Source organism: Laspinema sp. D2d (assembly GCF_025370755.1).
Taxonomy (GTDB): Bacteria; Cyanobacteriota; Cyanobacteriia; order Cyanobacteriales; family Laspinemataceae; genus Laspinema.
This window is the reverse complement of the sequence record NZ_JAMXFC010000014.1, coordinates 1-26532: the sequence shown is the minus strand read 5'-3', so window position 1 is coordinate 26532 and position 26532 is coordinate 1. Positions and strand designations below refer to the sequence as shown.

Here is a 26532-nt window from a genome sequence, read left to right as displayed (position 1 = left end):
CATCTCCCCTATCTCCCCCATCTCCCCCATCTCCCCCATCTCCCGTCTCTCCCCCATCTCCCCCACCTCCCCGCTAGTGCGACAACAACCCGATCGCCTGATTATTCGCCTCGATCGCCTCGGAATAGCGGCCTAGTTTTTGTAAAACGACCCCTTTATTAATCCAAGCATCGCGAAAGTCGGGTTTAATTTCTAGCACTTTATCCCAACTGCTTAAGGCGTCTTCTAACTGATTTAAATTAGACAGAGCAATCCCGCGATAGAACCAAAATTGCACATCATTTGACTTGAGGGCGATCGCCTGGTCTAAATTGATTAAGGCTTCATCCCATTGCCCTAAATTAATCCCCAAGGCTAACCCTTTACTATACCAAATGTCGGGATTATCGGGTTTTAATTCTAAAGACTTATTCCAACTGATTAACGCCTCATCAATGCGTTCTAAATCATAAAGGGTATCTCCCCGTGCACCCCAAGAGAACCCATCATCTGGGCGAAGTTCAATGGCACGATCATACGCAGATAAAGCCTCTTCAGCTTGCTCTAAATTAAACAAGGCATTACCTCGATTCATCCAAGCGCTGGCATGATTGGGTTCAAGTTCAATCACGCGATTAAAAGCATTCAGGGCGGCGCGATCGTCCCCCGCATCCAAGCGTTCCACCCCTCGGGTCAACCATCCTTCCACATCCAAAGGTTCATCCAAGGGTTGAATCACCAGAGGTATTTCTTGCCCTTGAATCATGCCCAATTCATCCAGACTCACTGCTAATGCGGGAGCCGTTTCTAATTGAACTAATTCGGGTCTTAATTCCGGTGCCGCCTGGTCAAAACTCTCCACCGGATTGGATATTTCCCCGAGATTTAACGCCGTTGAAGCCGGTTGAGTCCCGAGTCCCTCTGAATTCTGCGCCGGTTCTTCGCTAGGAGTGGGGGTTTCCCTTGCTAATAACTGGGTCGCAATTTGACGAGCAGCGGTACTCACTTCTCCATATCCGAGTTCCCCGAGACGTTGCAATCGGATTGCCAACTCATAATTAGAGAGGGGAGATGCTAATAATTTGCGCCCAAATTGACGTAACCAATCACTCCAGCGCTCATCACTGACGCGATCGCCAAAGGCTTCAAAAAATCGCCGCACTTTAACTTGCTGCCAACCTTTATGAATGCCATCGAGCAACTGAAGAAAATAATGCTCTAATTCGGCATCACGTAGGGGGTGAAGGTCTCGTCTTGCTTCCAATTCAGACCGCTGGGATGAACCTTTGAACCCGCCCAAAACGGCCCGAAAAAACCTAACCAATTGTTGCCAAATCCGCCCAATCATCTGCCACCTCTGTGATCGAATGCGATCGCCATTTCACTCCTTCTGTATTGCGGACTTTATTGCGGAGTCTGCTGGAGTTCCGGTCGTTCTTCCGCGATGATCGCCCCTTCTACCGGGCAAACTTGGACACAGATGCCGCAGTCAATACAAGTGGCAAAATCAATCCAATACCAATCGGTCCCCTTAACATTTTTCCCGGGACCCTCATGAATGCAGGCAACGGGACAGGCATCGACACAATCGGCGACGCCTTCACAGGTGTTGGTTACTATGGTATGTGGCACGGCGTTCCCTCTCTTAACAGCTTAATTTCCAGTCCTGAACAGACTGATCTCTTCAATCTTGGATCTTAATCGAAAAGGGGACGGCATGAGCACACAGTCCTCAATACTAGGGATCCACCACTTCACAAGGGAGAATGACGGTAAAACGGGACCCGCACAAGGGTTGACTTTCTACGGAGATTTCGCCCCCCATCATTTCACAGAAGCGTTGACTAATGGCGAGTCCCAATCCGGTGCCCCCATACTCCCGCGTTGTGGAAGCATCCCCTTGCATAAAAGGTTTGAACAGATGTTGCCGTTGTTCAGGGGTAATGCCAATGCCTGTATCAGCGATCGCAAACTGAATCCAAGAGGAGTATGTCTCCGGTAGGGCACAGGGAATGGGTACTTTTGGCGGGGAAAATAAGACAACTGTTAGGGTAATCTGACCGTTTTTAGTAAATTTGGCGGCATTACTGAGAAGATTGAGCAGAATTTGACGGACTTTTGTCAAGTCAGCATACATAATTCCCAAGTTGCGATCGCACTCCACCTGGAGGGTATTATCATTTCGCTCTATCAAAGGTTGAGCGGTGATTATCACATTTTCAATTAACTCATTCACATCGAAATCCTCCAAATACAAATCCATTTTCCCGGCTTCGATTTTGGAGATATCCAGAATATCGTTAATTAACACGAGCAGATGATTTCCGGCGGTGCGAATTTTTTCTAAATCTGGAATCAAATCTGTATAGCCCACATCATCCGCTTCTTCTTGAAGCATTTCGCTATAGCCGATAATTGCATTCAGCGGCGTTCGCAATTCATGGCTCATATTCGCCAGGAACATACTTTTCGACCGATTAGCAGTTTCTGCGGCATAGGCAGCTTCTTGGAGGGCGAGTTGAGCTTCCTTGCGATCGCTGATATCCATCACGGTTCCAATGCTTCGGATCGCTTGTCCGGTGGCATCGCGAATCACTTCCCCTTGAGCGCTCAACCAGCGTAATTCTCCTGTCTCCAGGCGAATGCGTTGTTCAATTTCAAACCGTTCTGAGCTAGAGGAGAGAATCTCGGCGATCGCCTCCTCAACCCGGTTTCTATCATCCGGATCAATAGCTTGTAAATAGGTGTCATACTTCCCATCAAACGCACCGGGAACGAACCCATAAAGCGCTTCCATCTCAGCAGACCCGGTGAGTTTATGATTGAGAATATCCCAATCCCAGGTTCCCATTCGGGCGGCGATTAAGCATTGGCGGAGTTTATCTTGGCTGGCTTTTAAGGCAATTTGAACCTGTTCCCGATGGGCTATTTCAACTTGCAAGCGATCATTGGCTTCTTTTAAAAATGCAGTCCGTTCCTCTACCCGTCGTTCTAATTCATCTTTGGACTGTTGCAACGTAGTTTCTACAGTCTTGCGTTCCGTAATATCCCGACTAATCCCAATCATCCCCACAATTTCCCCATTGAGGTCAAAAAAAGGAGTTTGAATAGTTTCAAGCCAGGTTGTTTTTCCTTCAAGCTCGTTCAGTTTTTCCTCCTTTCGCACCAGTTGACCTTCGGCCAAAATCTGCCGGTCAATTTCCCCACAAATTTTTGCAGCTTCTGCCGGAAAGAGTTCATCATCGGTTTTGCCAATAATCTCGCTTTCCTCTCGGGCGGCAAAGACTTGAAAGGCTTTATTAACGCGCTGATAAATCCGTTGCTTATCTTTATAAAAAATTAAATCGGGAATCGAATCGATTAAGGAGCGCAATAAAGCCCGTTCTTGTCGGAGGGCTTGTTCGGTTTCCTTGAGGTCAGTGATATCAATTCCCACACAAACTGCTGAGTTTCCTTGATTATATTTTTCGACTCCTATCAGATAATGCCGAAGGTTTCCTTCAATATCCAGGCCAATTTCTGCCGTGGTTTTATGAATAGAACTTTCAAAAAAATGCTGTAAAAAGTTGGGAAATTCTTGGCGGGTTTGGAGAAATCCCACCGAGTGATTGACAAAATCTGAAGGCGATCGCCCAAAGAGATTTGCTAGATAGCGGTTGACGCCGATATAACGTAAATCTGACCTAATCCAAGAAACACATCCAGGGACAGTATCTAACACCGCTTGCAGGCGATCGAGGGCTTTTTCTAAGTTGAGTCTAGCTTGAGCGCGATCGCGGGCTTCTAACCCCAACGCAATACAATCCGCTACAGATGCGGCAAAGTTTTCCTCTTCTACCCGCCATTGGCGAGAGGGGCCAATATGTTCCAAACAGATCACCCCCACCATCTGTCCCCCCACCCGAATCGGTGCATCTAACATGGAGGTAATCCCCAAGGGAATCAGATAACCCTCTGTAAATTCCAGGGTTGTGGGGTCTTCCTGAGCCACATCCGCCGCTACAATGCGTTCCTGTTCGATGGTTTGAAAATACACCGGATAGTCAATGGCACGGAGTTCGATTCCGGCAGAATGTTTCTGGGGGGACCGTTCGTAAAGTTCAATACAGTGAATCGCCCTGCGGTCTTCTGTATATAACCAAATACTGGCCCGTTCTACATTTAAGGTTTGGGTGACGGCGACGGTGATTTGTTCCAGGGATGCTTGTAAATCCCCCTGGTTGAGGCTAGGACTTTTCGCCAACTCTCCCAGGACCCGACTATATTGACGCAGACGATTTTCCCGCCGCCGCAAAGAGGCTTCCGCGCGTTTTTGTTGGGTGATATTACTGAAGGTACAGAGGACCTGTTCGACGCGGCCATTAGGGGCGATTTGAGGATTGGCATGAACCAGCAACCATTTCTGGCAATCCAGTTCCAAGTCACAGAACAGATGGAAGTCTGGGATGCCACTGAGAGGAGGGGTGAGTGGAGAATGAGCCCCAACGCCGATGATCACTTGGGTGGGAGAGTGAGTGGCGATCGCCTCCATGACGGGACATTTTCCTGGTGCAAAGGGGGTACAGTCCTCTTGTAACAGATGAGGATGCTCATCGAATAAGGGCTTGCCGATGACTGTAGCTTGATCGAGACTCAGGAGGGTCAAGGCAACCGGGTTGGTGACGAGGACCTCGGATTCAGGTCCCGTCAACACCACTCCGACATCCATTTGGGCGATCAACTTCAAAAACTGCGCTTCAAAGGGCCCCGGGCTGTCTCCGGTTGGATTGGGGGGCGGGAATTTACGGGCGATCGCCAGGGAGAGTCCTGGAATCACCCGGGTCATCCCTAGCCCTATCCCGATCCCGATGGTGAGCGAAATCGCAACCCAAATCATGAATTAACTCCTACAGATTGATTCCATTTTGGGGGTTCCTCCCCCTTGGAACACACCCTGGATTCGTTTGATGCTTGGGTTATCCGACGATTTCGATTTCGGCTTTCCCATCCCCTTCAATCCAGGCAATTTGGGCAATCCGGCGATCGCTGGCATATTGGCGAACCGCTGACTGACTCGGACGGGGAGACAGATCCAGTTCGACGGGGAGATATTCCCCATTCTGACGCAAGGTTTGCGCGTGAGCAAAGGCAGCGGCGTAGGCACGAGGACTGGTGGGCACTACTAAGGTATGAGGGGCTGGGGTAGTCGTCGGCAGTTGACCCGTTTGCAGGAGGATTTGATGCAAGTTTTCTAGTTTGAGGGCAAAGCCAATCCCTGGAATCATTTCCCCTTGGGGATGATAGAGGCTTAAGAGGCGATCGTAACGCCCCCCCTGTCCGAGGGATTGCGGTCCGAACTCGGTTTCGCTGACGACTTCAAAGACAATCCCCGTGTAGTAATCCATCGGTTGAATCAGACTCAAATCCAGGATCGGGGCCGGTGTTGTGGCCCCGTTGCTGTGATTCGATTCTTCTAACAAGTCAATTAAGGATTTGAGATTTTCCAGGGTTTCCCGTTCTCCGGGGTCTAAATCCAATTGACCCACCCGCTGCAAAACATCCTCGGGACGACCCCGGAGATCTAGCAAAAATAAGGCCCGTTCCTGCTGTTCGGGGGTTAAGGGCAGGGCTTCCAGGGCGAGGCGATCCAGTTGGGCGATCGCCTGCCGGACTTTATGTTTTAGTGGATCCGGGAAGGTCCGCAGTAAAGAGCGAGTTAGCCCCGATTCCCCTATAACTAGCCGCCATTGACTCAATCCCAGACTCTGCAAACAGTCCTGCAAGAGCAATAAGATTTCTGCATCCGCCAGCAATCCGCCTACTCCCAGCAGTTCTACCCCCGCTTGATAAAATTCCTGCTGGCTGCCGTGGGAGTTGTTTTTGCTGCGCCGAAAAACGTTGGCATTATAATAAAGCCGTTGCGGAAAGGTGGTATCCGTCATCCGGGTAACAGCAGTACGGGCGATCGAAGCGGTTAGTTCAGGACGGAGGGCCAAGGGGCTATCCTCCTCCCGTTCCTGAAGTTGGATCACCGTTGACTGGGCGATCGCGCCTCCAGCCATGAGGGTATCTAACCGTTCCACGGTTGAGGTGATAATCCTGTGATACCCCCACCCTTCAAATACCGGGCGTAGCCGCTTTTCAATCCAGCGTTTTTGGGTCACGTCGAGGGGCAGTAAATCCCTGGCCCCGGCTGGAGGTTGATGAATCATTTTTTCTTTTTTCCACCCAACAAACTACCGAAGAAAGTCGCTAAGGGAGATTTTTTGTCTTTCTCTTTCGCGGCTTTTTGAATCTGCTTTTGCAGTTCCTTTTGTGCCTCTAAAGCTGATTCTTCTTGTGGATTCAACTTCAGGGCTTGATTAATATGCACTTTAGCCAATGTACTCTGTTTCTTTTTCAGATACGCTTGGCCTAGCAATCCATGAGCACGGCTGTTTTTAGGTTGAATTTTCAACCCTTCTTTTAACTCATTGACTGCCCCATCAAAATCGCCCCCGGCGATGAAATTTTCCGCCCGACGGCAATAATTATCGATTTTGGAGGGAGCGGATTTTTCCTCATCTGCTTTGGCTTCCGCTACTACAGGTTGTGGAGTTGGACTCTCTTCGGCTTTCTTTTTCCCGGAGGCGGCAGATTTGGCCGATTTTTTATCCGCAGCAGGCTTGCCTACGGTTTCCCCTTGGCTTTCTTTGCGTTGCAGATAGACCAAATTCAGTTCGCTGAGTTGTCCAATGGTTTCTAATGTTTGATTCAGGGTTTCATACGCCTGTTTCCCCAGTTTGGCGACGGATTCTTGATAATCCTTTTCCAGATTTTGGGACTTTAATAGCTGTTGAGCGGCTTCACTCTTGAGCTTAACTTTGTCTTTTTCCTGGACCAATCGTTTGCTCATCATCCCGAGCAAAACACCCTGTTCAGCACGCGTGCTTTCGGTGGTGAGTTTGCTGTAAGCAGGATTTGCCAATTTTGACAAAAGCTGAGTGGCGAGTTTTTTATCCGCCGGACTTTCGGCTTTAGAACTGTCTGGATGCAGTCGCCTTGCTATGAGCATATAGCGTTTGCGGATGGTATTAAAATCCGCATCAAGTGGTACCCCCAAGATGGCATGGTGGTCCTCGAAATCAAATTGAAATAAGCCTTGCTTGATGTTAAAAGACATAGTAAGTATGCCCATCCCCTGGCTGTAACCTTATCTTTAGTGTACTTCGCCCTTGTCATTGCAGGGCGATCGCTATCACCATTCGGCATGGATACCCTAGGTGTGCGTTGATTTTTGGCCCCCACAACTGAGACTGTTCCCCTAAAATCAGGAATTCGCCCACCGTTCTAAAGGGGTAACCTGGAGGAGTTCCTGACTCAGACTCTCGTGCAGTTTCCCATTGGTGGCTAAAATTCGTCCTGATTCAATTTCCCAGGGACTGCCATCGTAGGCGGTGATTTTTCCTCCCGCTTCCGATAAAATCACGACTCCCGCCGCCAAATCCCAGGGAGAGAGCCCCCGTTCCCAATATCCATCCAACCGCCCACAACTGACGTAACAGAGGTCAATGGAAGCCGATCCGCTGCGGCGAACCCCTTGGGTGAGATGAGTTAGATGACAAAATTCAGCATAGTTATTATCGGGGGTTTCCCGGCGATCGTAGGCAAACCCCGTCACTAATAAGCTATTGCGCAATTCGGCAGTTTCAGAAACGCGAATGGGTTGCCGATTCCGGGTGGCTCCTAGTCCCTTCGCTGCCCGAAATAATTCGTTATGGAAGGGGTCAAACACAACGCCCACTTCGGGGATGCCATCAATCAATAATCCGATCGAGACGCCAAAGGGGGGATATTGATGAGCAAAATTAGTGGTGCCATCCAAGGGGTCGATCGCCCACAAATACTGGCTGCTACTATCTCCCAGTTTGCCGCTTTCTTCCGCAAGGATGCCATGTTCAGGAACGTGCCTTCTGAGTACAGCTAAAATCGCTTTCTCAGAAGCTTTATCTGCGGCAGTGACGAGATCCCCGGGTCGTCCTTTTTCTTCGATCGCGTTTAAGTTCCCCCAGTAGGATTGAACGATCGCCCCGGCATCAAGGGCCGCTTCGGTGGCAATATCGAGAAAGATTTGGAGTTGTTCGGGGGTATGACTCATGAAATTTTAAAATTGACAGTTGAGCATTGAGCAGAAGAATTTGAACTCAGGATTTAGGGCCGGTTCTGACGAAAGTCACTGGGATGCACGCGCAAGGGGGTTTGAGAATCCCAAATTCCCTGTCCCATAATTCTGGCCTTTTCTTGCGCCTGAGCAAACCGGCGCTCATATTTAATGTTGGGCGATCGCACTGCCGCTAAAACATATCCTTCAGCAATGAGTTCTTCATTGACCAGTTTCCCATCGCGCCAGAGATAAGCCCATTGGTGAGCAGCACCGTCTTCCGTCTCTATATCCCATTCTAATAACAGGGTCTGCCCGTCAATCAGCCGTTCGAGTTGCTGTTTGGCTGCATTTCCCCAAGGAGTTTGCTGCAAATCCGGGGCCTCAATGCCAATTAACCGGACTTGCTTCCGGGTAGAGCCGGATTCGCTCAGGTCCCGCACTTCTAAGGTATTGCCATTGAGCACCCGCTCAACCCTGACTTCTACCTGTGCGGAAGGAACCGGGACCGAACAGCTAACCAGGAACAGAAGTCCGATCCAGGATACCGGACAACCGAAAATTTTCATAGATCCTGCTCCCCATCGAGTTTAGTCCTCGTCTAAGGGCAGTCCAAACCGGACCTTGCCTTTGCCAAAGTAGCGCCCAAATTGCAGGTAGTAGACTTCATCTTCATCTTGGGTTTCTACTTCTAAATCGGAACGGGGATAGCTGACACACAACAGGGCATATCCGCGATCGCGTAGGGCGGGCGAGAGTCCCATTGCCTCCGGTTGATGGAGTTCTCCGGATAGGACGCGCACGGCACAGGTGGTACAAGCCCCATTCCGACAGGAAAACGGCAGGTCAACCCCTTTGTTTTCACAATGTTGCAGGATATAGCGGTCTTCGGGGACTTCAACGGTTTGGCGGCTGCCATTCTGACGATTGTGGATGGTGATGCGATAAGAACGGGTCATGGTGTGGCTCGGTGATAAATTCCGGATTCGACCAAAGGATCTAACGCTTAGGTTACGCTATCTTTGACCTCGGGATCTACTGACTCATCGGCTTGGCGATCGCCACTGAATTTCCCAAACCGTTACCCCTTGGGTATTTTCCCCCCTCGAACCTGGGCTGAATTCCAGGATAAAAAATTTTTTTCCTAAAAGGGTTTGCAAAACCGAATGGGTTCTGCTAGGATATGATTCTTGTGGGTATAAATTTGCTCAAACCCCAGTTCTCTGGAGAGGTGGCCGAGCGGTTGAAGGCGCAGCACTGGAAATGCTGTTTAGGGGTAACTTTAACGAGGGTTCGAATCCCTCCCTCTCCGTTCTGATAGAACGGACATTCAAACAAAAAAGAAAACCAGCGATCAGGCGATCGCTGGTTTTCTTTTTTCCCCGTTTGAGAGTCTTTGAGTTCTTTTGAACCCGCTTTAGGCTCCTTGTTTGGCAGGAGCAGGGGCCGCAGGGGCCGGTTTCTTTTGCTTAGTCATGTTATCCACGCTAATTCCGAGCACCCACAGGGTCACAATGAACACCCCGAGCCACTCATTGAGCCCAAGTCCTTCCCCAATAAATAGCAGAGCCATTAAACTGGTCAACCCAGGACCTGTTGCCGCTACTACCGAGGCTAAAGGGGCACCAATCATCGGAATCGCAAAGTTATTCAAGGCGTAACCAATCAGGGTTGTAGCTGCTAGAGCCATACTGCCAATCCATAACTGGGTCCAATTTTCTTCTACAACATTCCAGGTAAAGAAGTTGCCTTGCCCTGAACCAAAGATGACGAAGGGAATCGCCAACATTAAAATCACGGAAAAGTTAATGACGCTAAAGGGTGCCGGATGCAATTTCAGCTTTCTGGCACTGAGTTGGGTCAAAATCACATAACCAGCAAAGGTTAACCCCGAGGCGATCGCCGTCCCAATTCCTAAACCCAAATTCCCATCTGGTGCACCTCCGGTAAGCCGACCAGAAACCGTCAGGAAGCATCCTAGGTAAATGGTTATGGTGGCTAAAACAAAGATAAAGCTCGGTTTGGCACCAAACATGATCCATGCCAACACTGCCGTGACGGGTGGGAAAATAAAGAACAACGTAATCGCCACCCCAGTTGGAATATTTCCCAGCGCAATATAGATAAAAAACTGGGACATAAACAGAAACAAGCCACTGCCAATGACGATCCAGAGGGAACCCCGTTTTTCAGGATTTCCTAGTTGTTTGATATCCCGCCAGGTATTGGGATACAAAATTGGAGCGAGAATAAAGCCCATGAGCGGCACCACGAATAGCATCCGCATCCCTAAAATTAATAGGGAATTTCCGGCTCCAGGAGAGAGGATTTGTCCTTGCCACATTCCAAAGAGGTCTTGAGGACTGAGAATCACCCGGGTGATGATGTTCTGGAAAGAAATGGTAATCGAGGACAGCAAGGCCAGGATTAACCCGGTTAAAAAGACATTACTTTCAACAGGAGGGCCGGGGACTGGGGTGGCTGGGGGAGCGGGCCGGGGTTCTGCGATCGCTGCTTTTTCTGCCGCAATTCGATCGCTTTGAGTTCCGGTCCCTTCTGGGCGATCGCCTCGGTTAGGAGGCGTCCCCACGGGCAGTCCTTGTCTACGGTTGGTGACAATCTCTGCGGTGGTCTGAACGTTGCTCGCTTCTTCCTGCAATTGGTCAATCAGGCGATCGACCAAGGTTTCTAAAATCACTTCCCCTTGTTGCTGCAACGAGTGCATCCGCCCCAGTTGCTGGGACAACGAGCTTTGATAGCTGCTCAGTTCCTGTTGCAGATTTTTAAAGGTGGTGTTCAGGGTCGTATCTAAAGATGCCAACAACCGATAGGCATTTTCATTCAAGTTTCCCGTCTGCTGCGGCGAGAGTCCAATATTGGGGTCGATCGCCGTTAAGGACTGGGACGGGGGCGGTGGAGCCACCATGATTTCCTTCAACCGCTCACTCAATTCTTGTTGCAGTTGGGACGCCATGACTTGCGCGAGTTGTTTTGTCCACTGCTGCTGGTTTTGCCGTCCCGGTCCCCCCTGCATTTGCCGCGATTGTATTTGCTGCTGTTGATTTTGCAGCTTTTGAATATCCGCAGTCAGGCGGGATTGTTCCGCTTGCAGTCGTGCCATGTCCCGAGCCAACTGAACGACTATATTTTGCTGAATATCTCGAAGCTCCTGGGTCATGGAACTCAGAAGGGTTTCGATTTCTTTAGTGTTACTGCTTGTCGAGTTTTCCGGTTGATTGTCCAGTTGCCCCATTATTCTGTTACCTCTAGCTTATCGATCGTAAACCAAACTAATCGCTGCTCGCTTGGCACTCCTGTATTTTTGCTGATGGGTTGGGTTGAAAATTAATTGATTCGCTTAAGCGAATCCTGCATCGTAGCCGTTGCTTGACTCAATCCAAATGTCAAACTGAAAAATTCCCTTCAGCTTGACATTCTAATCTAAATGAGTAGGCAGAGGCACAGGTTTTGAATGATTCTATCGAAGGTGGGTTAAATTTTCCATCAAATGCTCCAATTCTGTTAAAAAACTCAACAATTAATTTGTTATAAAAAGAAAATTATTCCGCAATTCTACGGGGGTTGCTTCTAGGGGGCGATCGCCACAAGTCTATCAAGCTCGGAAAATTCCGTTACGGAAGGGGTACGGTCAGTCCCGAGGGATGGGTTTTGCTGGGAGCGCTTAACCCATCAATTCTTGACTTTTCTCCCCAAATTTTTGGACCCAGATGGGTGCTGCCCTCGGGCGATCGCCTTATCCCAAAGCCGGTTTTCTCACCCTCTTAATTCAACGGGAGGCAGGATTTGTCCCGAGCACCAGATTGAGGCTTACTCCGCAATCAAGCGCACGATACTAAACAGACCGGCTCCTAAAAGAGCTGCGATGGGAACCGTAATAATCCAGGCGAGAAATATTCCGCGCAGGGTTTCCAAGCGAATGGATTTAGGATTTTGGATCAATCCAATACCAATGACACCCCCGACTAAGGAATGAGAGGTGGAAACGGGCAAACCAAAGCGGGAGGCAATTAATACCGTAGTTGCCGTGGCGAGTTCTGCACAGAATCCACCACTGGGTTTGAGGGCAATAATATTTTCGCCCACGGTGACTATTACTTTTTTACCCCATATTCCCAACCCTGTCACGATGCCTGCACCCCCCAATATCAAAATCCACAGAGGAACGCTGAAATCATCTAGGGGAACGGATCCGGTGCGGCGAATATAGGCGATCGCTGCTAAGGGAGCAACGGCATTCCCGACATCATTGGATCCGTGGGCAAACGCCACAAAACAGGCACTCAGCACTTGAAACCGCGCCAGTTGCTTTTCAATCGGGGAAGAGTACACTGTCGAGTTGATGGCTTTTTCCGTCTCTAAATCGGTCTCTTGCGCCAACTCTTCCTCTAAGTCTTGCTCTAAATTTTTCTCCAGTTCTTGCCAATTTTCCCCCTGCCCCTGTTTTAGGTGACGCCACTCAACCAGGGTGAGTCCAACTACCGCCATCCCCCCCACCAACAGGGGTAAATCCTGGGGAGGGAGGACAATCCCAAACTGAGTCCCAATCCACACATTGAGGGGATGCAGGACCTTGGGAAGCACGATAATTCCGAAGACGCCCAACAGCAGACTACTCAACCACGGAATCCATTGGTCTAACTGTTTTAACGGTTCTGGGTGTTCTAAAATCCACCGCTTGACGAAACTATAAACTGTAGCGGCAATTAGGGCGCTAATGGCGGGAGTGAGCAGCCAACTGATGGAAATTAGCCGAATGGTAGACCAATCCACCGCATCTAATCCCACCGCAACAATACTAAATCCAGCGATCGCCCCAATAATGGCATGAGACGAGGCCACGGGCCACCCCTGAGAGGTTGCCACCTGTAGCCAGATTCCACAGGTAACCATCACACAAATCATGCCCGTCAGGAGTAAGTGTGGGGCATGGGCAAACACACTGGGTTCCAAAACGCTGGTGGCTAGAGTTTGGGACACTTCTTGCCCAAACAGGACGGCCCCGGTAAATTCTAATATCCCTGCAATGATCAGTGCCTGTCGCAGGGTCAGCGCTTTGGACCCGACGGAGGTCCCCATCGAGTTCGCGACGTCGTTTGCCCCTAGGTTCGCCGCCACATAAAAGGCTAAAAGGGCTAGTAGTGCAGTCATGTAATAAGTTAAAAGCTTAATTTTGCACTTGTTAAATGGGTTTCAACCCGAAATATTAACAATTAATTTTGATTCTAGTCTAAGATAGAATGAATTGACAATTGATTGATTATTTTAAAAGTGAAATTATTTTTTATTTATAGCTTAATTAGATTAAATTTGGTTGTGGAGAAGGTAAATTTAGTCTGATTATTCATGGAATTGTAAAACCCATAAAGCCCAATTTTTCTACTTCCAGGTATCAGAAACTGGGTTGATGGGATGACTTTTGCCTCATCCTATAAATTAATAAAAAAACCCCGGTCTCTCTAGCTACGGGTACAAGAAACCGGATTTCTACGATAATTTTTGCCTCGTCCCATCCCCTCGATAAAAGAAACTGGGTTTCTTTAGCTACGGGGACAAGTAAACCCCTAAACTTCTGCTAAGGCAGGGCCGGTTTCCAAAAACTCTCTAACCAGTTCCAAATAGGTTGGCGCATCTTCTAACATGGGAAAATGGGCCGTATTTGCCATTTGGATAAACTGGACGAACTGCTGATTAAATGAGGCAGCCTGTCGTCCCATGTGAGCCGGAATAATTTTATCGTATTCTCCGGCAATCAATAGCACCGGCACTTGTAACTGAGCAAATTCAATCGGCATCACTTCTGAGGCTTTCTTGCTGACGGAGGTAAAAATTGTATTGAGGGCAGCCTCATAGTCAGCCATCAGATAATCTTCTAAAAATGCCCGTCTAGCAGCAGGGGAGATGGGACGATATAAAAATCTTGCCATGAACACCTGATCCATCAAGGGAATTTTTGCCAGCCAAGAGGGTCGATATTTGACCACTTGACCTCCCCAAGTATGGAAAGCGGTGAAGGCTTTTTCGTCATATTCAAAGACGCCGCTACAGGTGAGGATTGCTTTGATGACGCGATCGCCATAGCGGTTGAGAAACAGAGTCGCCACGGAAGCGCCCACTGAATGAGCATTCAGATAGACCCGTTGCAACCCTAAGGCATCTAACAATAACGCCAAATCATCGGCGTAAGTTTCTAACTCGTAGTCTAAGGCGAGGGGTTCTAGGGGTAAGCGCGATCGCCCGAAGCCACGCATATCGTACAGCAAACAATCGAAGCGATCGGCTAGGGCAGATGCGGTACTTTCCCAGTACCGAGCCGAACCCGCCCAGCCATGAAGAAACACCAAAACTGGCTTTTTTCCAGTAGGAACTGGGGTGCCGACCCACTCGTAATAGTGTTCGACCCCGCGAACTTCAATGTAGGGCATCCTGATAAAATTATTGATGATGAGATGAGCGCATCTGAAGGGTCAAGGGTAAAGTTTGAATGGCCCCATCCGAAAATTCACCATTGTTCATTCTTCACCCCCGATCTTCAATTGAGCCCGGTGTTAAGCAGATTCTGGTTTCGGTAAGGAGGAGGGATGAACAATCAGTTCCGCTGTTGAGCGTTTCTCGACCATCTCTCGGGTAATGGTGCAGCGAGTCACATCCTTACGGGATGGCAACTCGTACATCACATCGAGCATTAATTCCTCCACAATCCCGCGCAGTGCTCTGGCTCCAGTTTTCCGGCGGTACGCTTCCTGGGCGATCGCCCGAATGGCATCGGGTTTGAACTCCAGACTCACGTTATCCATCCGCAGTAATTTTTGATACTGCTTCACCAGCGCATTTTTGGGTTCCGTTAAGATTTCCGTGAGGGCATCTTCATCGAGGGGATCAACCACAGCCAGCACCGGAATCCGACCGATGAATTCAGGAATCATCCCAAATTTCACCAAATCATCGGGCTGTAAATTCTTGAGAATATCTGCCGTGCGTTTTTCCTTCGACTGCGCATCTCCGGGTTGAATAAAGCCCATTGACTTTTTACCCGTGCGCTGTTCCACCACCTTTTCCAGACCCACAAAGGCTCCACCACATATAAACAGAATATTGCTCGTGTCAATCTGGATGCAATCTTGATAGGGGTGTTTGCGTCCTCCTTGCGGGGGGACATTGGCGACGGTTCCTTCTAGCATCTTCAGCAGAGCTTGTTGGACCCCTTCACCGGACACATCTCGGGTAATCGATGGGTTTTCACTCTTGCGGGCGATTTTGTCGATTTCATCGATATAGATGATGCCGCGTTGGGCTTCTTCTACGTCGAGATCGGCGACTTGAAGCAATCGCAACAAGATATTTTCCACATCTTCGCCGACGTACCCAGCTTCCGTGAGGGTGGTCGCATCTGCAACCGCAAAGGGAACCTCCAGAACATCTGCTAAGGTTTGAGCCAATAAGGTCTTTCCGCAACCCGTAGGCCCAATGAGCAGAATGTTAGACTTTTGCAGTTCGACTGGATCCTCACTCCCAATTTTCCCGCTGGCCTTTGCTTGGGTGTAGCTCAGGCGCTTGTAATGGTTATAAACCGCGACAGAAAGCACTTTTTTGGCTTCATCTTGACCAATTACGTGCTCATCGAGATGTTTTTTGATCTCGCGCGGTTTAGGCATTTGATTCAGCGAGATATTTGCGGCTCTAGTGCGCCGCTTTTGGGGTTGTTCCGTGCGGGGTACGGGTTGAGGTGCTGCGGCATTGGAGTCAAATAGCTCCTCATCTAAAATTTCATTGCACAGGTCTACGCATTCATCGCAAATATAGACTCCCGGACCTGCGATTAATTTGCGTACTTGCTCCTGAGATTTGCCACAAAAGGAACATTTTAGATGGGAGTCGTACTTAGACATAGACGGCCTCTTACTTTTGTGCGGTAACAGCCTCTCCCGATTTCGGAAGACCCTGCTTGGTAATAACCTGGTCAATTAGACCATAAGCTCTGGACTCTTCTGCCGACATAAAGAAATCGCGATCGGTGTCGGCTTCAATTCGCTCTAGGGGTTGTCCGGTATGAAAAGCCAGCATTTCATTTAACTGACGTTTATGATAAAGAATTTCCTTGGCTTGGATCTCAATATCAACCGCTTGTCCCTGAGCACCACCGAGAGGTTGGTGAATCATAATCCGGGAAGAAGGCAGTGACATCCGTTTGCCTTTGGTGCCTGCGGTGAGCAAAAATGCTCCCATACTGGCAGCCAAGCCATAACAGATGGTCGCCACATCCGGGCGAATCTGTTGCATGGTATCGTAAATCGCCATTCCTGCGGTGACTGAGCCACCCGGGGAGTTGATATAGAGCTGAATATCCTTTTCCGGGTCTTCTGCATCTAAAAAGAGCATCTGCGCCACGATTAAGTCAGCAACGTTGTCATCAACTGGGGTCCCCAGAAACACGATTCTTTCCCGGAGTAAGCGCGAATAAAGGTCAAACCCGCGTTCCCCCATCCCGGATTGTTCCACCACCATTGGGATAACGTTCTGGCTGCTGGAGGCAATCTCTAGGCTCTTGGAGCCAGAGATTGGATAATAAGGAGTTTGAGATATAAGCATCCGATCTGAGTTCATGCCAGGGTCAGCTTTTCGAGGGAGTAGATATCAAGCAAATTTTTTTTTGGTTTTTACGCCATTATAGTCTTTGCTCTGTCTATATTATGCCGCAGCGCACCGAGGACGGGCAGAAATTTCGAGAAAAATGCACAAATTGGATTTTTCTTTAGAGCCACATCGGAAATTGATGGGGAGATTTCTTTGGGTTCCCGGTACTTGCGGCAGGCGATCGCCCTTGGGGTCTCTTCTCGAACCCTGGGTCAGATGGGTTTATTCGGGGGAGTCGGTTGCTTCAACTGGGACCACTTCCCCAGCACTTTCTTCCCCTTTTGCGAGTTCGGCTTCTGCTGCCTCTGCGGCGGCGGTTGCTGCGGTCGCTGCGGCTTCTGCTTCTAGGGTTCCGGCGGGTAATAGCTCAATATTAGCTCGTTCTTCCAGCCAGTCGAGGGCTTTTTCTTTGAGCATTTCCGATTCGAGGGCCGAGGTTAATCGATCGCGATCGACATCGGGGGGTAAGCGGTCCTTGAGTTCTTCAATCCGCGCATTGACTTCCTCTGGGGTAACGGAGAGGGACTCGCGAGCAGCCACTTCTTTCAAAGCAAAGGATTTCCGCAAGTTTTCGATCGCCTCGGGTTGAGATTGCTTCCGCAGGGCGGCTACGGTGTCCTTGGTGTACAATTTCTTGACATCAATTCCGTAATTAGCAAGCTGCATCATGGATTGTTGCAAGATATTATCCAATTCGCGATCAATTAAAGTTTCGGGAATTTCTACTTCCACAATTTTTTCGATCGCAGTAACTAAGGCTTCGTGTTTATTGGCTTTGGTTTCGCGATCGGCTTTCTCCTGATACTGCTTCTCCAATGACTCGCGCAGTTCCGCCAAGGTTTGATACTCGCTCACAGCTTGGGCGAAATCATCATCTAATTCCGGCAACTCTTTTTCTTTGAGTTCTTTCACCGTAATCGTAAAAATCGCTTCCTTTCCGGCTAAATCCTCGTTGGGATAATCTTCAGGAAAGGGAACGTTTAACTCTTTCGTTTCCCCCACTTTTAACCCAATAATTCCCTCAACGAAGCCCTTGATAAACCGGCCTTCACTGAGTTCAATTTGAAAGTTTTCCGCTTCTCCACCCGGGAGCGGTTGGGGTTCCCCACCCGCTTCGTTGATGATTTTTCCGACATAATCAACGATCGCAACATCCTCGGCTTGGGCGGCTCTTTCCTCTACGGGAATTAAGGTCGCTTGCTCTTTACGACGTTCCTCTAAAAACTGATCAACTTCTGCCGGATCATATTTAACTTCTTCGGCTCTAATTGATAGTCCCGTGTAATCGCTTAAGGAGACTTCCGGGGGGACATCCACGGAAACTGAAAAGACCAGGGGTTCTCCCGGTTCATACTGGGTGACTAATTCATCAAAAGAGGAGATTAATTGAAAATTCCCCAAGGCCGGAATCTCTTCATCCTTGACGACTTTTTCCAGACAATTTTGAATTAAATCCTCGACTGCTGCGGCTTTGATCCGGGAAGTTCCCATGCGCTGTACCAACACTGAGCGCGGTACTTTTCCTTTCCGAAACCCAGGAATGCTAGCCTGACGGCTAAATTGCTGAATCACCTGTTCGTAGGCTTTCTGAGACATATCGGGGGTCACTTCAATTTCCAGACCAAGTTTGCTGGCGGGAAGCTTTTCCTGGGTAACTTTCATCGGCGTTCTCTTCGACAAATTCTGTTAATTCTCGATTGATCTTTTGGGCGGTTTACTGTCCTGATTCCGTTGAGCAGAAGGGATTTCCTCCTGGTCTGATGACTGGACCTTGGCCCAAGGTAGGCCCACTGACCAGGGGGTAAGTCTTGCGGCCATCGCGCTCAGGATCGGGCAACTCGGTCAAGCCCAAGGCTATCTTTGCTGCAACTATAGATCCTAGCTGATCCAGGGCGTTAAGGGCGATCGCCTTGGCATAAAAAACCCCGGGTCTAGGGAATGTTCTCCCTTTCACAACGGTCTATGCAGCTATTTTAGGGAGAATCTAAAATTTTACCAAAAAAAGTGCCCGAGTAATTTTTTCTAGGCGATCGCTGTTTTGAAGCGTTACCCACCCTGGACCCAAACTCCAGATATCCAGTCCCCTAATCATGAAGAGGGCCGGTTGGATGGGATGAGTGGGACTTCCCTCCCTAGAATGAGGGTATGGGCTTGATCTGAAGCCGTCCCCAGGGTCTAGCCCCTACGCTCCTTAAAATCTGCTCGGGGGCGATCGCGCAGGAATTTCAAAAATTTTCAGCCAATCATGAGTATAATAAGATAACCGTTATTTCACTAAAGCCTATTCTTTATTGACTTTTGGTTTCCAATCTGCAATAAATACATTGTTATCCTTAAATAAACTATCCCATCTGTTCAGGATAAAGTAGGGGTTTGAGACCCGTTATCAATGCTAGGCCAGACTCTGGAGACAGAGACAGGGAAAGGAATTCCCCAGGGCGGCTCACTGCCTAGGCCCTTTAAAAACTGATCTAAGGAAAACACCTGATATCTATTTAAGACGTATTTGAATCGCCTCTATTATTACTCAAGACTTATATCTCAACCTGTTTGGAGGACTGTCATTTGTCGAAATCTTATAAAGTAGCCATTCTCGGCGCAACGGGTGCCGTGGGGACTGAGTTGTTAGAGTTATTGGACTCTCGCTCCTTTCCAATGTCCGATTTAAAGCTGTTGGCTTCCCCGCGATCGGCGGGAAAAACCTTGACCTTCCGAGGGGAAGAAATTCCTGTGGAAGTGGTCGAAGAAAGTTCGTTTAAGAACGTGGATGTGGTCTTAGCTTCAGCCGGTGGCTCCACTTCTAAGGCTTGGGCTTCCAAAGCGATCGCCGCTGGTGCCGTGGTGGTGGATAACTCCAGTGCCTTTCGTATGGATCCGAATGTCCCCCTGGTGGTTCCGGAAGTGAACCCAGAGGCCGCAGCGCACCATCAAGGCATTATTGCCAATCCCAATTGCACGACCATTTTGATGGCGGTGGCGGTATGGCCCCTGCATCAAGTTCAGCCCGTACAGCGGATTGTGGCAGCCACTTACCAATCGGCCAGCGGTGCCGGTGCCAGGGCAATGGAAGAAATGAAAGACCAAGCCCGGGCCATTTTGCAAGGTCAGACCCCGCAAACCGATATTTTCCCCTATCCTTTGGCGTTTAATTTGTTCCCCCACAATTCGGCCCTGAATGACCAAGGGTATTGCGAGGAAGAAATGAAAATGGTCAATGAAACCCGCAAAATATTTGGGGATCCTGACATTAGAATTAGTCCGACTTGTGTGCGAGTACCTGTGCTGCGAGCGCATTCGGAGGCTTTGAATTTAGAATTTGCCCAGCCTTTTAGCGTCGTGAAGGCTCGGGAAATTTTAGCTGCCGCTCCTGGAGTTAAGTTGGTGGAAGACTGGCAGGCGAATTATTTCCCGATGCCAATGGAGGCGACGGGGCGCGATGAAGTGTTGGTAGGTCGGATCCGCCAGGATATTTCGGGACCCAATGGGTTGGAACTCTGGCTGAGTGGCGATCAAATTCGCAAGGGGGCCGCGTTAAATGCGGTCCAAATTGCTGAATTGTTGGTGGCTCGAAATTGGATTCGACCGGCAGCGGCGGTCTCTGTTTAGAATACCCGGATGAATGTCATCGGGAAGCTGACTCGGAGTCACGGTTCGAGGTTAGCACTGATGTTGTATTGGATGGGGTAATCCTGGACTGGGGCGATCGCCCGAAGGGAGTTCGTTGCTTTAAAGTCGCAAATGAGGCTCAGTTGATACCCCTTGGTGAGTCTGGGCTTTTAACGGTTCGTCTTAAATGGCGATCGCCTCCCAGGACTTGCTTGATCTACGCTGCACCGATGGATAAGACGTAAGGCGGGTGGAACAGCATCCACAATGACAGATGGGAGATTGAGTTCCATCGGTTAGCGTTCACATTTTACCGTTTGACCGAGGGTCGGAGTGTCTACTCCTTGGGGGAAAGACTCCTCCAAACAGCGCGATCGCGACCCGATTGATCAATAACCTGAATACACAATCGATAAATAATTAAGGAGAGCGTGGTGAATTTCGGACGAGTTGTCACCGCAATGATTACACCGTTTCATGCAGACGGTAGCGTGAACTATGATGTTACAGAAAAGCTGGCCGCTCATTTAGTCGAACATGGGACTGATGCGGTGCTTGTTTGTGGCACAACGGGAGAATCACCGACCCTAACCTGGGAGGAAGAGTATGAACTATTCCAGGTGGTGAAAAAGGCTGTAGGGAGTCGAGGCAAAGTGATTGCGGGTACTGGATCGAATTCTACCCGGGAGGCGATCGCAGCGACTCAAAAAGCTGCTACCCTAGGGTTAGATGGCTCGCTGCAAGTTGTTCCTTATTACAACAAACCCCCCCAAGAAGGGTTATATCGGCACTTTAAGGCGATCGCGCAAAGCTGCCCAGATTTGCCCATCATGCTCTATAACATTCCCGGACGCACCGGCCAAAATCTACTCCCGGAAACCGTCGCCCGTCTAGCTGAGATTCCCAACATCACAGCGATTAAAGAAGCCAGCGGCAGCTTAGACCAAGCCAGCTTGGTTAGAAGCCTGACTCCCCCAGACTTTCAAATTTATTCTGGGGATGATTCTTTAACCTTACCCCTGCTGGCGATCGGGGCTGCCGGAGTGGTCAGCGTGGCCTCCCATCTGGTAGGAGAGACCCTCCAATCCATGATTCAGGCATACCAAACCGGGAAAACCCAAGAAGCCACCCAGCTTCACCTCAAGCTTTTACCCTTATTCAAAGCCCTATTTACTACCACCAATCCCATTCCCCTCAAGTGTGGCTTAAACCTTCAAGGGTGGGACGTCGGATCGACTCGGCCCCCGCTGTGCGAAGCATCAGAGGACGTCAAACAAGGCTTAGAGGTTGTGATGCAGCAACTTAATTTGCTGTAACTCTAGCTCAAAAAAATACCGTTGCACTTTTTGTCGTCGGTTATAAATTCCAATCTTTGTTTCCTGACAACCTGACCAACTCTCGATAACCAATCAACCATAAAAGAGAACACAGAAAAATGACTAACAGCCCCATTACACTAGCGAAGGAAAAGAAAACCGTGAGTAAAAATGGATCGACATCCAAGGGATCCACACCCACGTTGAAAATTATTCCCTTGGGTGGACTCCATGAAATCGGCAAAAATACTTGCGTCTTTGAGTTTGAGGACGAAATCATCCTCGTCGATGCCGGTTTAGCCTTCCCCACGGATGGGATGCATGGGGTGAACATCGTCCTCCCCGATATGACCTACCTCCGGGAAAATCGCGATAAAATCAAAGGCATGGTCGTTACTCATGGTCATGAAGACCACATTGGCGGGATTGCCTTTCATTTAAAACAGTTTGATATCCCGGTGATTTATGGTCCCCGGTTGGCAATGAGCTTGCTGGAAGGCAAGTTAGAAGAAGCTGGAGTCAGCGATCGCACCGAACTCAGAAGCGTTTCCCCTCGGGATGTGGTCCGCTTTGGTAAACATTTTGTCGTCGAATATATTCGCAATACCCACTCGATGGCGGATAGCTTCACCGTGGCGATTCATACCCCCGTCGGCATTGTGATCCACACCGGCGACTTCAAAATCGACCATACCCCCGTTGATGGCGAACATTTTGACTTGCAACGACTGGCGGAATATGGGGAGAAAGGGATCCTCTGCCTGATTAGTGATTCTACCAATGCCGAAGTCCCTGGCTATACTCCATCGGAGCGATCGGTATATCCAAATCTTGATCGCGTCTTTTCTCAGGCAGAGGGTCGCATCCTAGTCACCACCTTTGCCTCGTCGGTGCATCGACTGAATATTATTTTAGACTTGGCTAAGAAACAAGGACGTACCGTCGCAGTTGTAGGGCGATCGATGCTCAATGTCATCGCCCACGCCCGCAACCTGGGATATATTAAGTGCGAAGATAGTTTGTTCCAACCCTTGCACGCCATTCGCTCCCTACCCGATGAAAAGGTCCTGATTTTGACCACAGGCTCTCAAGGTGAGCCGATGTCAGCTCTCACAAGGATTGCCAACGGTGAACACCGGAAAATCAAAATCCGCAAGGGAGATACAGTTGTATTCTCAGCGAATCCGATTCCCGGCAATACAATCGCCGTGGTGAACACAATTGATAAATTAATGATACAAGGTGCAAACGTCATCTACGGACGGAATCAAGGAATTCATGTCTCGGGTCATGGTTGCCAAGAAGAGCATAAGCTGATGATTGCCTTAACTCGTCCGAAGTTCTTCCTACCGTTCCACGGCGAACATCGAATGCTTGTGCAGCACGCAAAGGTCGCACAAAGTATGGGAATTCCCGCCGAAAATATGGTGATTATCAATAATGGCGATATGGTTGGATTGACGACGGAGAGTATCGGCGTCATCGACCAAGTACCCTCGGGGATTGAACTGGTGGATGCTTCTCGTTCGGGAGTGGTTAAGGATGACGTGCTAAAAGAACGCCAACAGTTGGCAGCGGATGGAGTGGTTACCATTGCAGCGGCGATCGGTTGGGATGGCAAACTGGCGGCTGATACAGCGACTCACTTGCGCGGGGTGGTGTCATCCATTGAGCCAAATCTGCTGAAAAAATGGATTAGTCAAACCATTGAAGGGGTTCTGAGCGATCGCTGGTCTGAATTCTCTCGCACCCTTGAAGATGGTACCCCAGAAGTTGACTGGACGGGACTACAAAATCAGCTTGAGCGAGATATCCAGCGGATGTTACGCCGGGAACTGCAAAGTAATCCGTTGCTGGTGTTCTTGATGCAAAATCCCCAAGAACCGCCCACGGTACAAGAACAACCGGCTACCACCGGACGCCGACGCACGCGATCGACTGCGAAAGTGGCATCATAGACTAAGAAACAGACCCCAGGCTTGAGCCTGGGGCTATACAAACCAAGCCCGCCTGTGCGGGCTAATTTGTTGGATTCGTACACAGGGGTTTTGATATATAACTTTCCTTATACCAGTTACCCGTAGGGATATAGCATCGCCATGTCCTACCCCACTTAAGCCAACATAAAACGTCCTTTCGGTTCCGGAATCGGACGCCCTAATGCCTGCGCCGTCTCCATCCACTCCTGCATAACTACTTCTACATTGCTCAACGCTTCCTGATAGGTTGCACCATCAGCCGCACAACCCGGTAATTCCGGCACTTCCGCAATAAATGCCTTGTCCTCCTGACTCCAATACATGATAATTTCATACCGTAGCATCATGATTGACCTTTTGCGTTGCTTCTGAATCACTACCCCATAGAAAAGAGTCGATCGCCGGAGGTCATCCAGATGCGATCGCCCCTGCCACAATCCTTGTCCTTAAATCGGTTTAACCAAATCTCCAACTTCCGGTTGGTCAAAAGGTAGGGCTTCACCTTCAATTATATCTTCTTCTGGGAATCCCCAGGAATTTTTTATGATTCGTCTAGGAGCCTTTTTTTTATCCGATTCGATTGTACAAATTTTTTCTTGTACATGAATCACTTTTCCAGTTCCTTTCACCAGTTCTAGATATCCAAGGGACTCGCCACTCTCCGGATCCTTTATCTCTTGGTCGCCCGTCCGATAGATTAGCATCCTTTGCCCTACTTTTACACCATGGAGCGAGCCTCTATTGATGACAAGTTGTGAAGGATTAATGACTTGAGCAACCAACGCAGGAAATATCCGATTTTGGAGATTGAACACCTCTGGGTTTTTTTCCATTTTTGCTCCTGGTTATTATTCTAAGTTAAAGAAATACTCTAGCATCATATTTCGAGTAATATTCGGCTTAACGACTGTCCGGCTAATAAATTTTGGATCGTTGTTTCCTAATTTCTCTAAAATCTCCTGATACCCCAATATGGGAATATCCAATAAAGCCTGGACTTTACCATCATCTTGTACGGTGAGTACCACTCCCATTCCGATTAACCTTTCAAAGCCCTCATCATCGGTGTAGTAAAAAGAAATACAAGTATCATTAGAAAAAAGAGCGGAATTTCCGAGCAAGCATCTGAGTTGAAAAGGGGCTGGTGAACTTGTCTCTTTGCTAACATATAACATTTTAGGAATCACTGAATTATGAAGCTGGCTCAATTCTTGAGCAGTCTTAAAACTTTGATAACTGGCTTGAAGTTGGCTCAATTCTTGAGCCGTCTTAAAACTTTGATAACTCGCTTCTTGAGCAGTCTTAAAACTTTGATAACTGGCTCTACTCAGGGTGACGACCAACAATAGCATAAAAAAGGCGATCACAATCACCATATCAAGTGGAATCTGCGTTTTGAAGGGGAAGCGAGCGCTTATAAGCGTGAGAAAAATCCCTACAAAGCCAATCAGAACCCCCTGACTTTCTATAAAACTCGAATAGATTAACTCCCCAAAATTTTTCTTCATGTTTTAGCGGTTTAGTTCGGTCCAATCCATTGGCCAACCTTGAGATTCTGGTAGTCCTAAATATGTAATGATTCGTTATAATGATGAATAAAATACCATAAGGCTCCAATATGATTTTCTAATTTTTTAGAAAAAGATAAAGTTTTTCTAACTAGCCGAGAGATTCGCTGCCTCAACGTATTATTAAATCGTTCAATATGGCTAGTTTTTCCGCTACTTTTACTCACAGATTTATGCCGCTTTTTAGGCAATACACATTCGTCTGCTTGCCAAAAATCGGTATAGCAAACAGCACATTGGCGATAAACAGGCGGTAAAGAATCCCACAACTTTTGCGCTGAGTTTTTACTGCGATCTCCTACATAACATCCAACAATTTCTCGGGTATTTAAATCTAGAGCCAGCCAAACCCATTGTTGATTTTCTTTTTTTTGAACATAAGACCAAAGTTCATCACATTGAATGATGAGCTTTCCTGGGGCTTTAGCTGATACGTTAAGTTCTCTAGGAACCTTGACATACTTGGCGTTCACGTATTCTTGAAGCCAAGTTCCTGAAACTCCAAGGACTCTACATATACCAGCCAAAGGTATTTTTTCAAGTAAGAGTTTATCAACTAGATTTTGTAGGAAATTAGAAATATATTTTTTGGTGTTTCCTTCAACAAACTGTCGTCCACAATCTTTACATTGATGATTTTGCTTACCATTATGAATATGACCATTTTTACGAATATTATGAGAACCACACTTAGGACAGGCTGGTTTAGAGTTGTCAACATCAATAAATTTCTGGTTGGGTTGAGAATCCATTAAATTTTTCAGGTCTTAATTCCTCTAAAATTCCTGGCCCTAATTTAACATTTTACCTTCCCTGGAAATATTTTAATTTTAAATAACCCTAATAAAATTGGCTTATTAAAAGGTAATTAGGGCTTGCTGAAAAAAAGCGAAACGCTGACTATTCAAGGCTTTCAGAAGTTTTACCTGGGCCAAAACAACCGGAAAAAGAGGTAAAATTGGAAATTGTTGTGCATCGGTGAAGGGAAAATGTATCGAAAATCACAAAACGCCCTGGGGCCAGAAGAAGCCTTTGAACTTCCTTTTGAGGGCCAGCTGTGTGAAGAAAATCGGTGGATTGTTCTGTCGAAGCTAATTCCGTGGTCCGAATTTGAGTCAGAATATGCCGAGAATTTTTCTGAAGAAATGGGGGCACCAGCCAAATCTTTTCGGATGGCACTGGCTGCTTTAATCATCAAAGAAAAATTGGGCATCAGTGACCGAGAAACAGTTGAAAAAATCCAAGAAAATCCTTATTTACAGTATTTTATTGGACGAAATAGTTATCAGAATGAAGCGCCATTCGACCCCTCA

22 protein-coding genes and 1 tRNA gene are annotated in these 26532 nt (G+C 48.3%); 5 read left to right on the top strand and 18 right to left on the bottom strand.

Annotation, left to right across the window (positions count from 1 at the left end):
- Positions 1 to 73 precede the first annotated feature (73 nt).
- The 8 genes from NG796_RS11570 to NG796_RS11535 all read right to left on the bottom strand — a co-directional run bounded on the left by NG796_RS11570 (position 74) and on the right by NG796_RS11535 (position 9057).
- On the bottom strand, positions 74 to 1243 hold the full coding sequence (locus tag NG796_RS11570; RefSeq protein WP_261206838.1) for a tetratricopeptide repeat protein: 1170 nt from the start codon (positions 1241 to 1243) through the stop codon (positions 74 to 76).
- 140 nt (positions 1244 to 1383) lie between these two features.
- Complete coding sequence (locus NG796_RS11565) at positions 1384 to 1611, bottom strand: indolepyruvate ferredoxin oxidoreductase subunit alpha (RefSeq protein ID WP_207089244.1); 228 nt, start codon at positions 1609 to 1611, stop codon at positions 1384 to 1386.
- Positions 1612 to 1717: 106 nt separating this feature from the next.
- The gene (locus tag NG796_RS11560; protein ID WP_261206837.1) at positions 1718 to 4855 is read right to left on the bottom strand and encodes a PAS domain S-box protein; all 3138 of its coding nucleotides are present in this window, start codon (positions 4853 to 4855) and stop codon (positions 1718 to 1720) included.
- Positions 4856 to 4934: 79 nt separating this feature from the next.
- Positions 4935 to 6170 carry an ATP phosphoribosyltransferase regulatory subunit gene (locus tag NG796_RS11555; protein WP_261206835.1) on the bottom strand — a complete coding sequence of 412 codons (1236 nt, stop codon included), beginning with the start codon at positions 6168 to 6170 and terminating at the stop codon, positions 4935 to 4937.
- Positions 6167 to 7120 carry a J domain-containing protein gene (locus NG796_RS11550; protein ID WP_261206834.1) on the bottom strand — a complete coding sequence of 318 codons (954 nt, stop codon included), beginning with the start codon at positions 7118 to 7120 and terminating at the stop codon, positions 6167 to 6169. The genes NG796_RS11555 and NG796_RS11550 overlap by 4 nt, the downstream gene beginning before the upstream one ends.
- Positions 7121 to 7267: 147 nt before the next feature.
- Positions 7268 to 8095: an inositol monophosphatase family protein gene (locus NG796_RS11545; protein ID WP_261206832.1), complete on the bottom strand. Its 828-nt coding sequence runs from the start codon at positions 8093 to 8095 to the stop codon at positions 7268 to 7270.
- Positions 8096 to 8148: 53 nt separating this feature from the next.
- Positions 8149 to 8667, bottom strand: coding sequence for a thermonuclease family protein (locus NG796_RS11540; RefSeq protein ID WP_261206830.1), 519 nt, complete (start codon positions 8665 to 8667; stop codon positions 8149 to 8151).
- Positions 8668 to 8688: 21 nt separating this feature from the next.
- Positions 8689 to 9057 (bottom strand): 2Fe-2S iron-sulfur cluster-binding protein, encoded by a 369-nt coding sequence (locus NG796_RS11535; protein WP_261199638.1) that lies wholly within the window; start codon positions 9055 to 9057, stop codon positions 8689 to 8691.
- A gap of 266 nt (positions 9058 to 9323) precedes the next feature.
- Between NG796_RS11535 and NG796_RS11530 the strand changes: the two genes are divergently transcribed.
- A tRNA-Ser gene (locus NG796_RS11530) sits at positions 9324 to 9410 on the top strand.
- 105 nt (positions 9411 to 9515) lie between these two features.
- On the opposite strand, the gene NG796_RS11525 is transcribed toward NG796_RS11530, so the two are convergent.
- The 6 genes from NG796_RS11525 to tig all read right to left on the bottom strand — a co-directional run bounded on the left by NG796_RS11525 (position 9516) and on the right by tig (position 18412).
- On the bottom strand, positions 9516 to 11351 hold the full coding sequence (locus NG796_RS11525; RefSeq protein WP_261206827.1) for a DMT family transporter: 1836 nt from the start codon (positions 11349 to 11351) through the stop codon (positions 9516 to 9518).
- A 575-nt stretch (positions 11352 to 11926) separates the two neighbouring features.
- Positions 11927 to 13267, bottom strand: coding sequence for an inorganic phosphate transporter (locus tag NG796_RS11520; RefSeq protein WP_261206825.1), 1341 nt, complete (start codon positions 13265 to 13267; stop codon positions 11927 to 11929).
- A gap of 413 nt (positions 13268 to 13680) precedes the next feature.
- Entirely contained in the window at positions 13681 to 14541 is an 861-nt protein-coding gene (locus NG796_RS11515; protein ID WP_261206824.1) for an alpha/beta fold hydrolase, read from the bottom strand.
- Between the two features lie 123 nt (positions 14542 to 14664).
- A complete protein-coding gene (clpX, locus tag NG796_RS11510) occupies positions 14665 to 16005 on the bottom strand; it encodes an ATP-dependent protease ATP-binding subunit ClpX (protein WP_261206822.1) in 1341 nt (446 codons plus the stop codon).
- A 10-nt stretch (positions 16006 to 16015) separates the two neighbouring features.
- Positions 16016 to 16705, bottom strand: coding sequence for an ATP-dependent Clp endopeptidase proteolytic subunit ClpP (clpP, locus tag NG796_RS11505; protein ID WP_261206820.1), 690 nt, complete (start codon positions 16703 to 16705; stop codon positions 16016 to 16018).
- Between the two features lie 267 nt (positions 16706 to 16972).
- Complete coding sequence (gene tig / locus NG796_RS11500) at positions 16973 to 18412, bottom strand: trigger factor (RefSeq protein WP_261206819.1); 1440 nt, start codon at positions 18410 to 18412, stop codon at positions 16973 to 16975.
- A 903-nt stretch (positions 18413 to 19315) separates the two neighbouring features.
- Between tig and NG796_RS11495 the strand changes: the two genes are divergently transcribed.
- The 3 genes from NG796_RS11495 to NG796_RS11485 all read left to right on the top strand — a co-directional run bounded on the left by NG796_RS11495 (position 19316) and on the right by NG796_RS11485 (position 23630).
- A complete protein-coding gene (locus tag NG796_RS11495) occupies positions 19316 to 20356 on the top strand; it encodes an aspartate-semialdehyde dehydrogenase (RefSeq protein WP_261206817.1) in 1041 nt (346 codons plus the stop codon).
- A gap of 431 nt (positions 20357 to 20787) precedes the next feature.
- Positions 20788 to 21672 (top strand): 4-hydroxy-tetrahydrodipicolinate synthase, encoded by an 885-nt coding sequence (gene dapA / locus NG796_RS11490; protein WP_261206816.1) that lies wholly within the window; start codon positions 20788 to 20790, stop codon positions 21670 to 21672.
- 119 nt (positions 21673 to 21791) lie between these two features.
- Positions 21792 to 23630, top strand: a complete 1839-nt coding sequence (locus NG796_RS11485; protein ID WP_261206814.1) for a ribonuclease J — start codon at positions 21792 to 21794, stop codon at positions 23628 to 23630.
- Positions 23631 to 23785: 155 nt separating this feature from the next.
- Here the strand turns inward: NG796_RS11485 and NG796_RS11480 are convergent, their stop codons facing one another.
- The 4 genes from NG796_RS11480 to NG796_RS11465 form a co-directional block, all read right to left on the bottom strand.
- Complete coding sequence (locus tag NG796_RS11480; RefSeq protein ID WP_261206812.1) at positions 23786 to 23998, bottom strand: type II toxin-antitoxin system HicB family antitoxin; 213 nt, start codon at positions 23996 to 23998, stop codon at positions 23786 to 23788.
- A 99-nt stretch (positions 23999 to 24097) separates the two neighbouring features.
- Positions 24098 to 24484 carry a hypothetical protein gene (locus tag NG796_RS11475; protein ID WP_261206810.1) on the bottom strand — a complete coding sequence of 129 codons (387 nt, stop codon included), beginning with the start codon at positions 24482 to 24484 and terminating at the stop codon, positions 24098 to 24100.
- A 15-nt stretch (positions 24485 to 24499) separates the two neighbouring features.
- Complete coding sequence (locus NG796_RS11470) at positions 24500 to 25159, bottom strand: hypothetical protein (RefSeq protein WP_261206809.1); 660 nt, start codon at positions 25157 to 25159, stop codon at positions 24500 to 24502.
- Positions 25160 to 25215: 56 nt separating this feature from the next.
- A complete protein-coding gene (locus NG796_RS11465) occupies positions 25216 to 25971 on the bottom strand; it encodes an IS1 family transposase (protein ID WP_261206808.1) in 756 nt (251 codons plus the stop codon).
- A gap of 237 nt (positions 25972 to 26208) precedes the next feature.
- Here NG796_RS11465 and NG796_RS11460 point away from each other — a divergent pair.
- A partial coding sequence (locus NG796_RS11460) for a transposase (RefSeq protein WP_261206806.1) occupies positions 26209 to 26532 on the top strand: 324 nt, incomplete at its 3' end.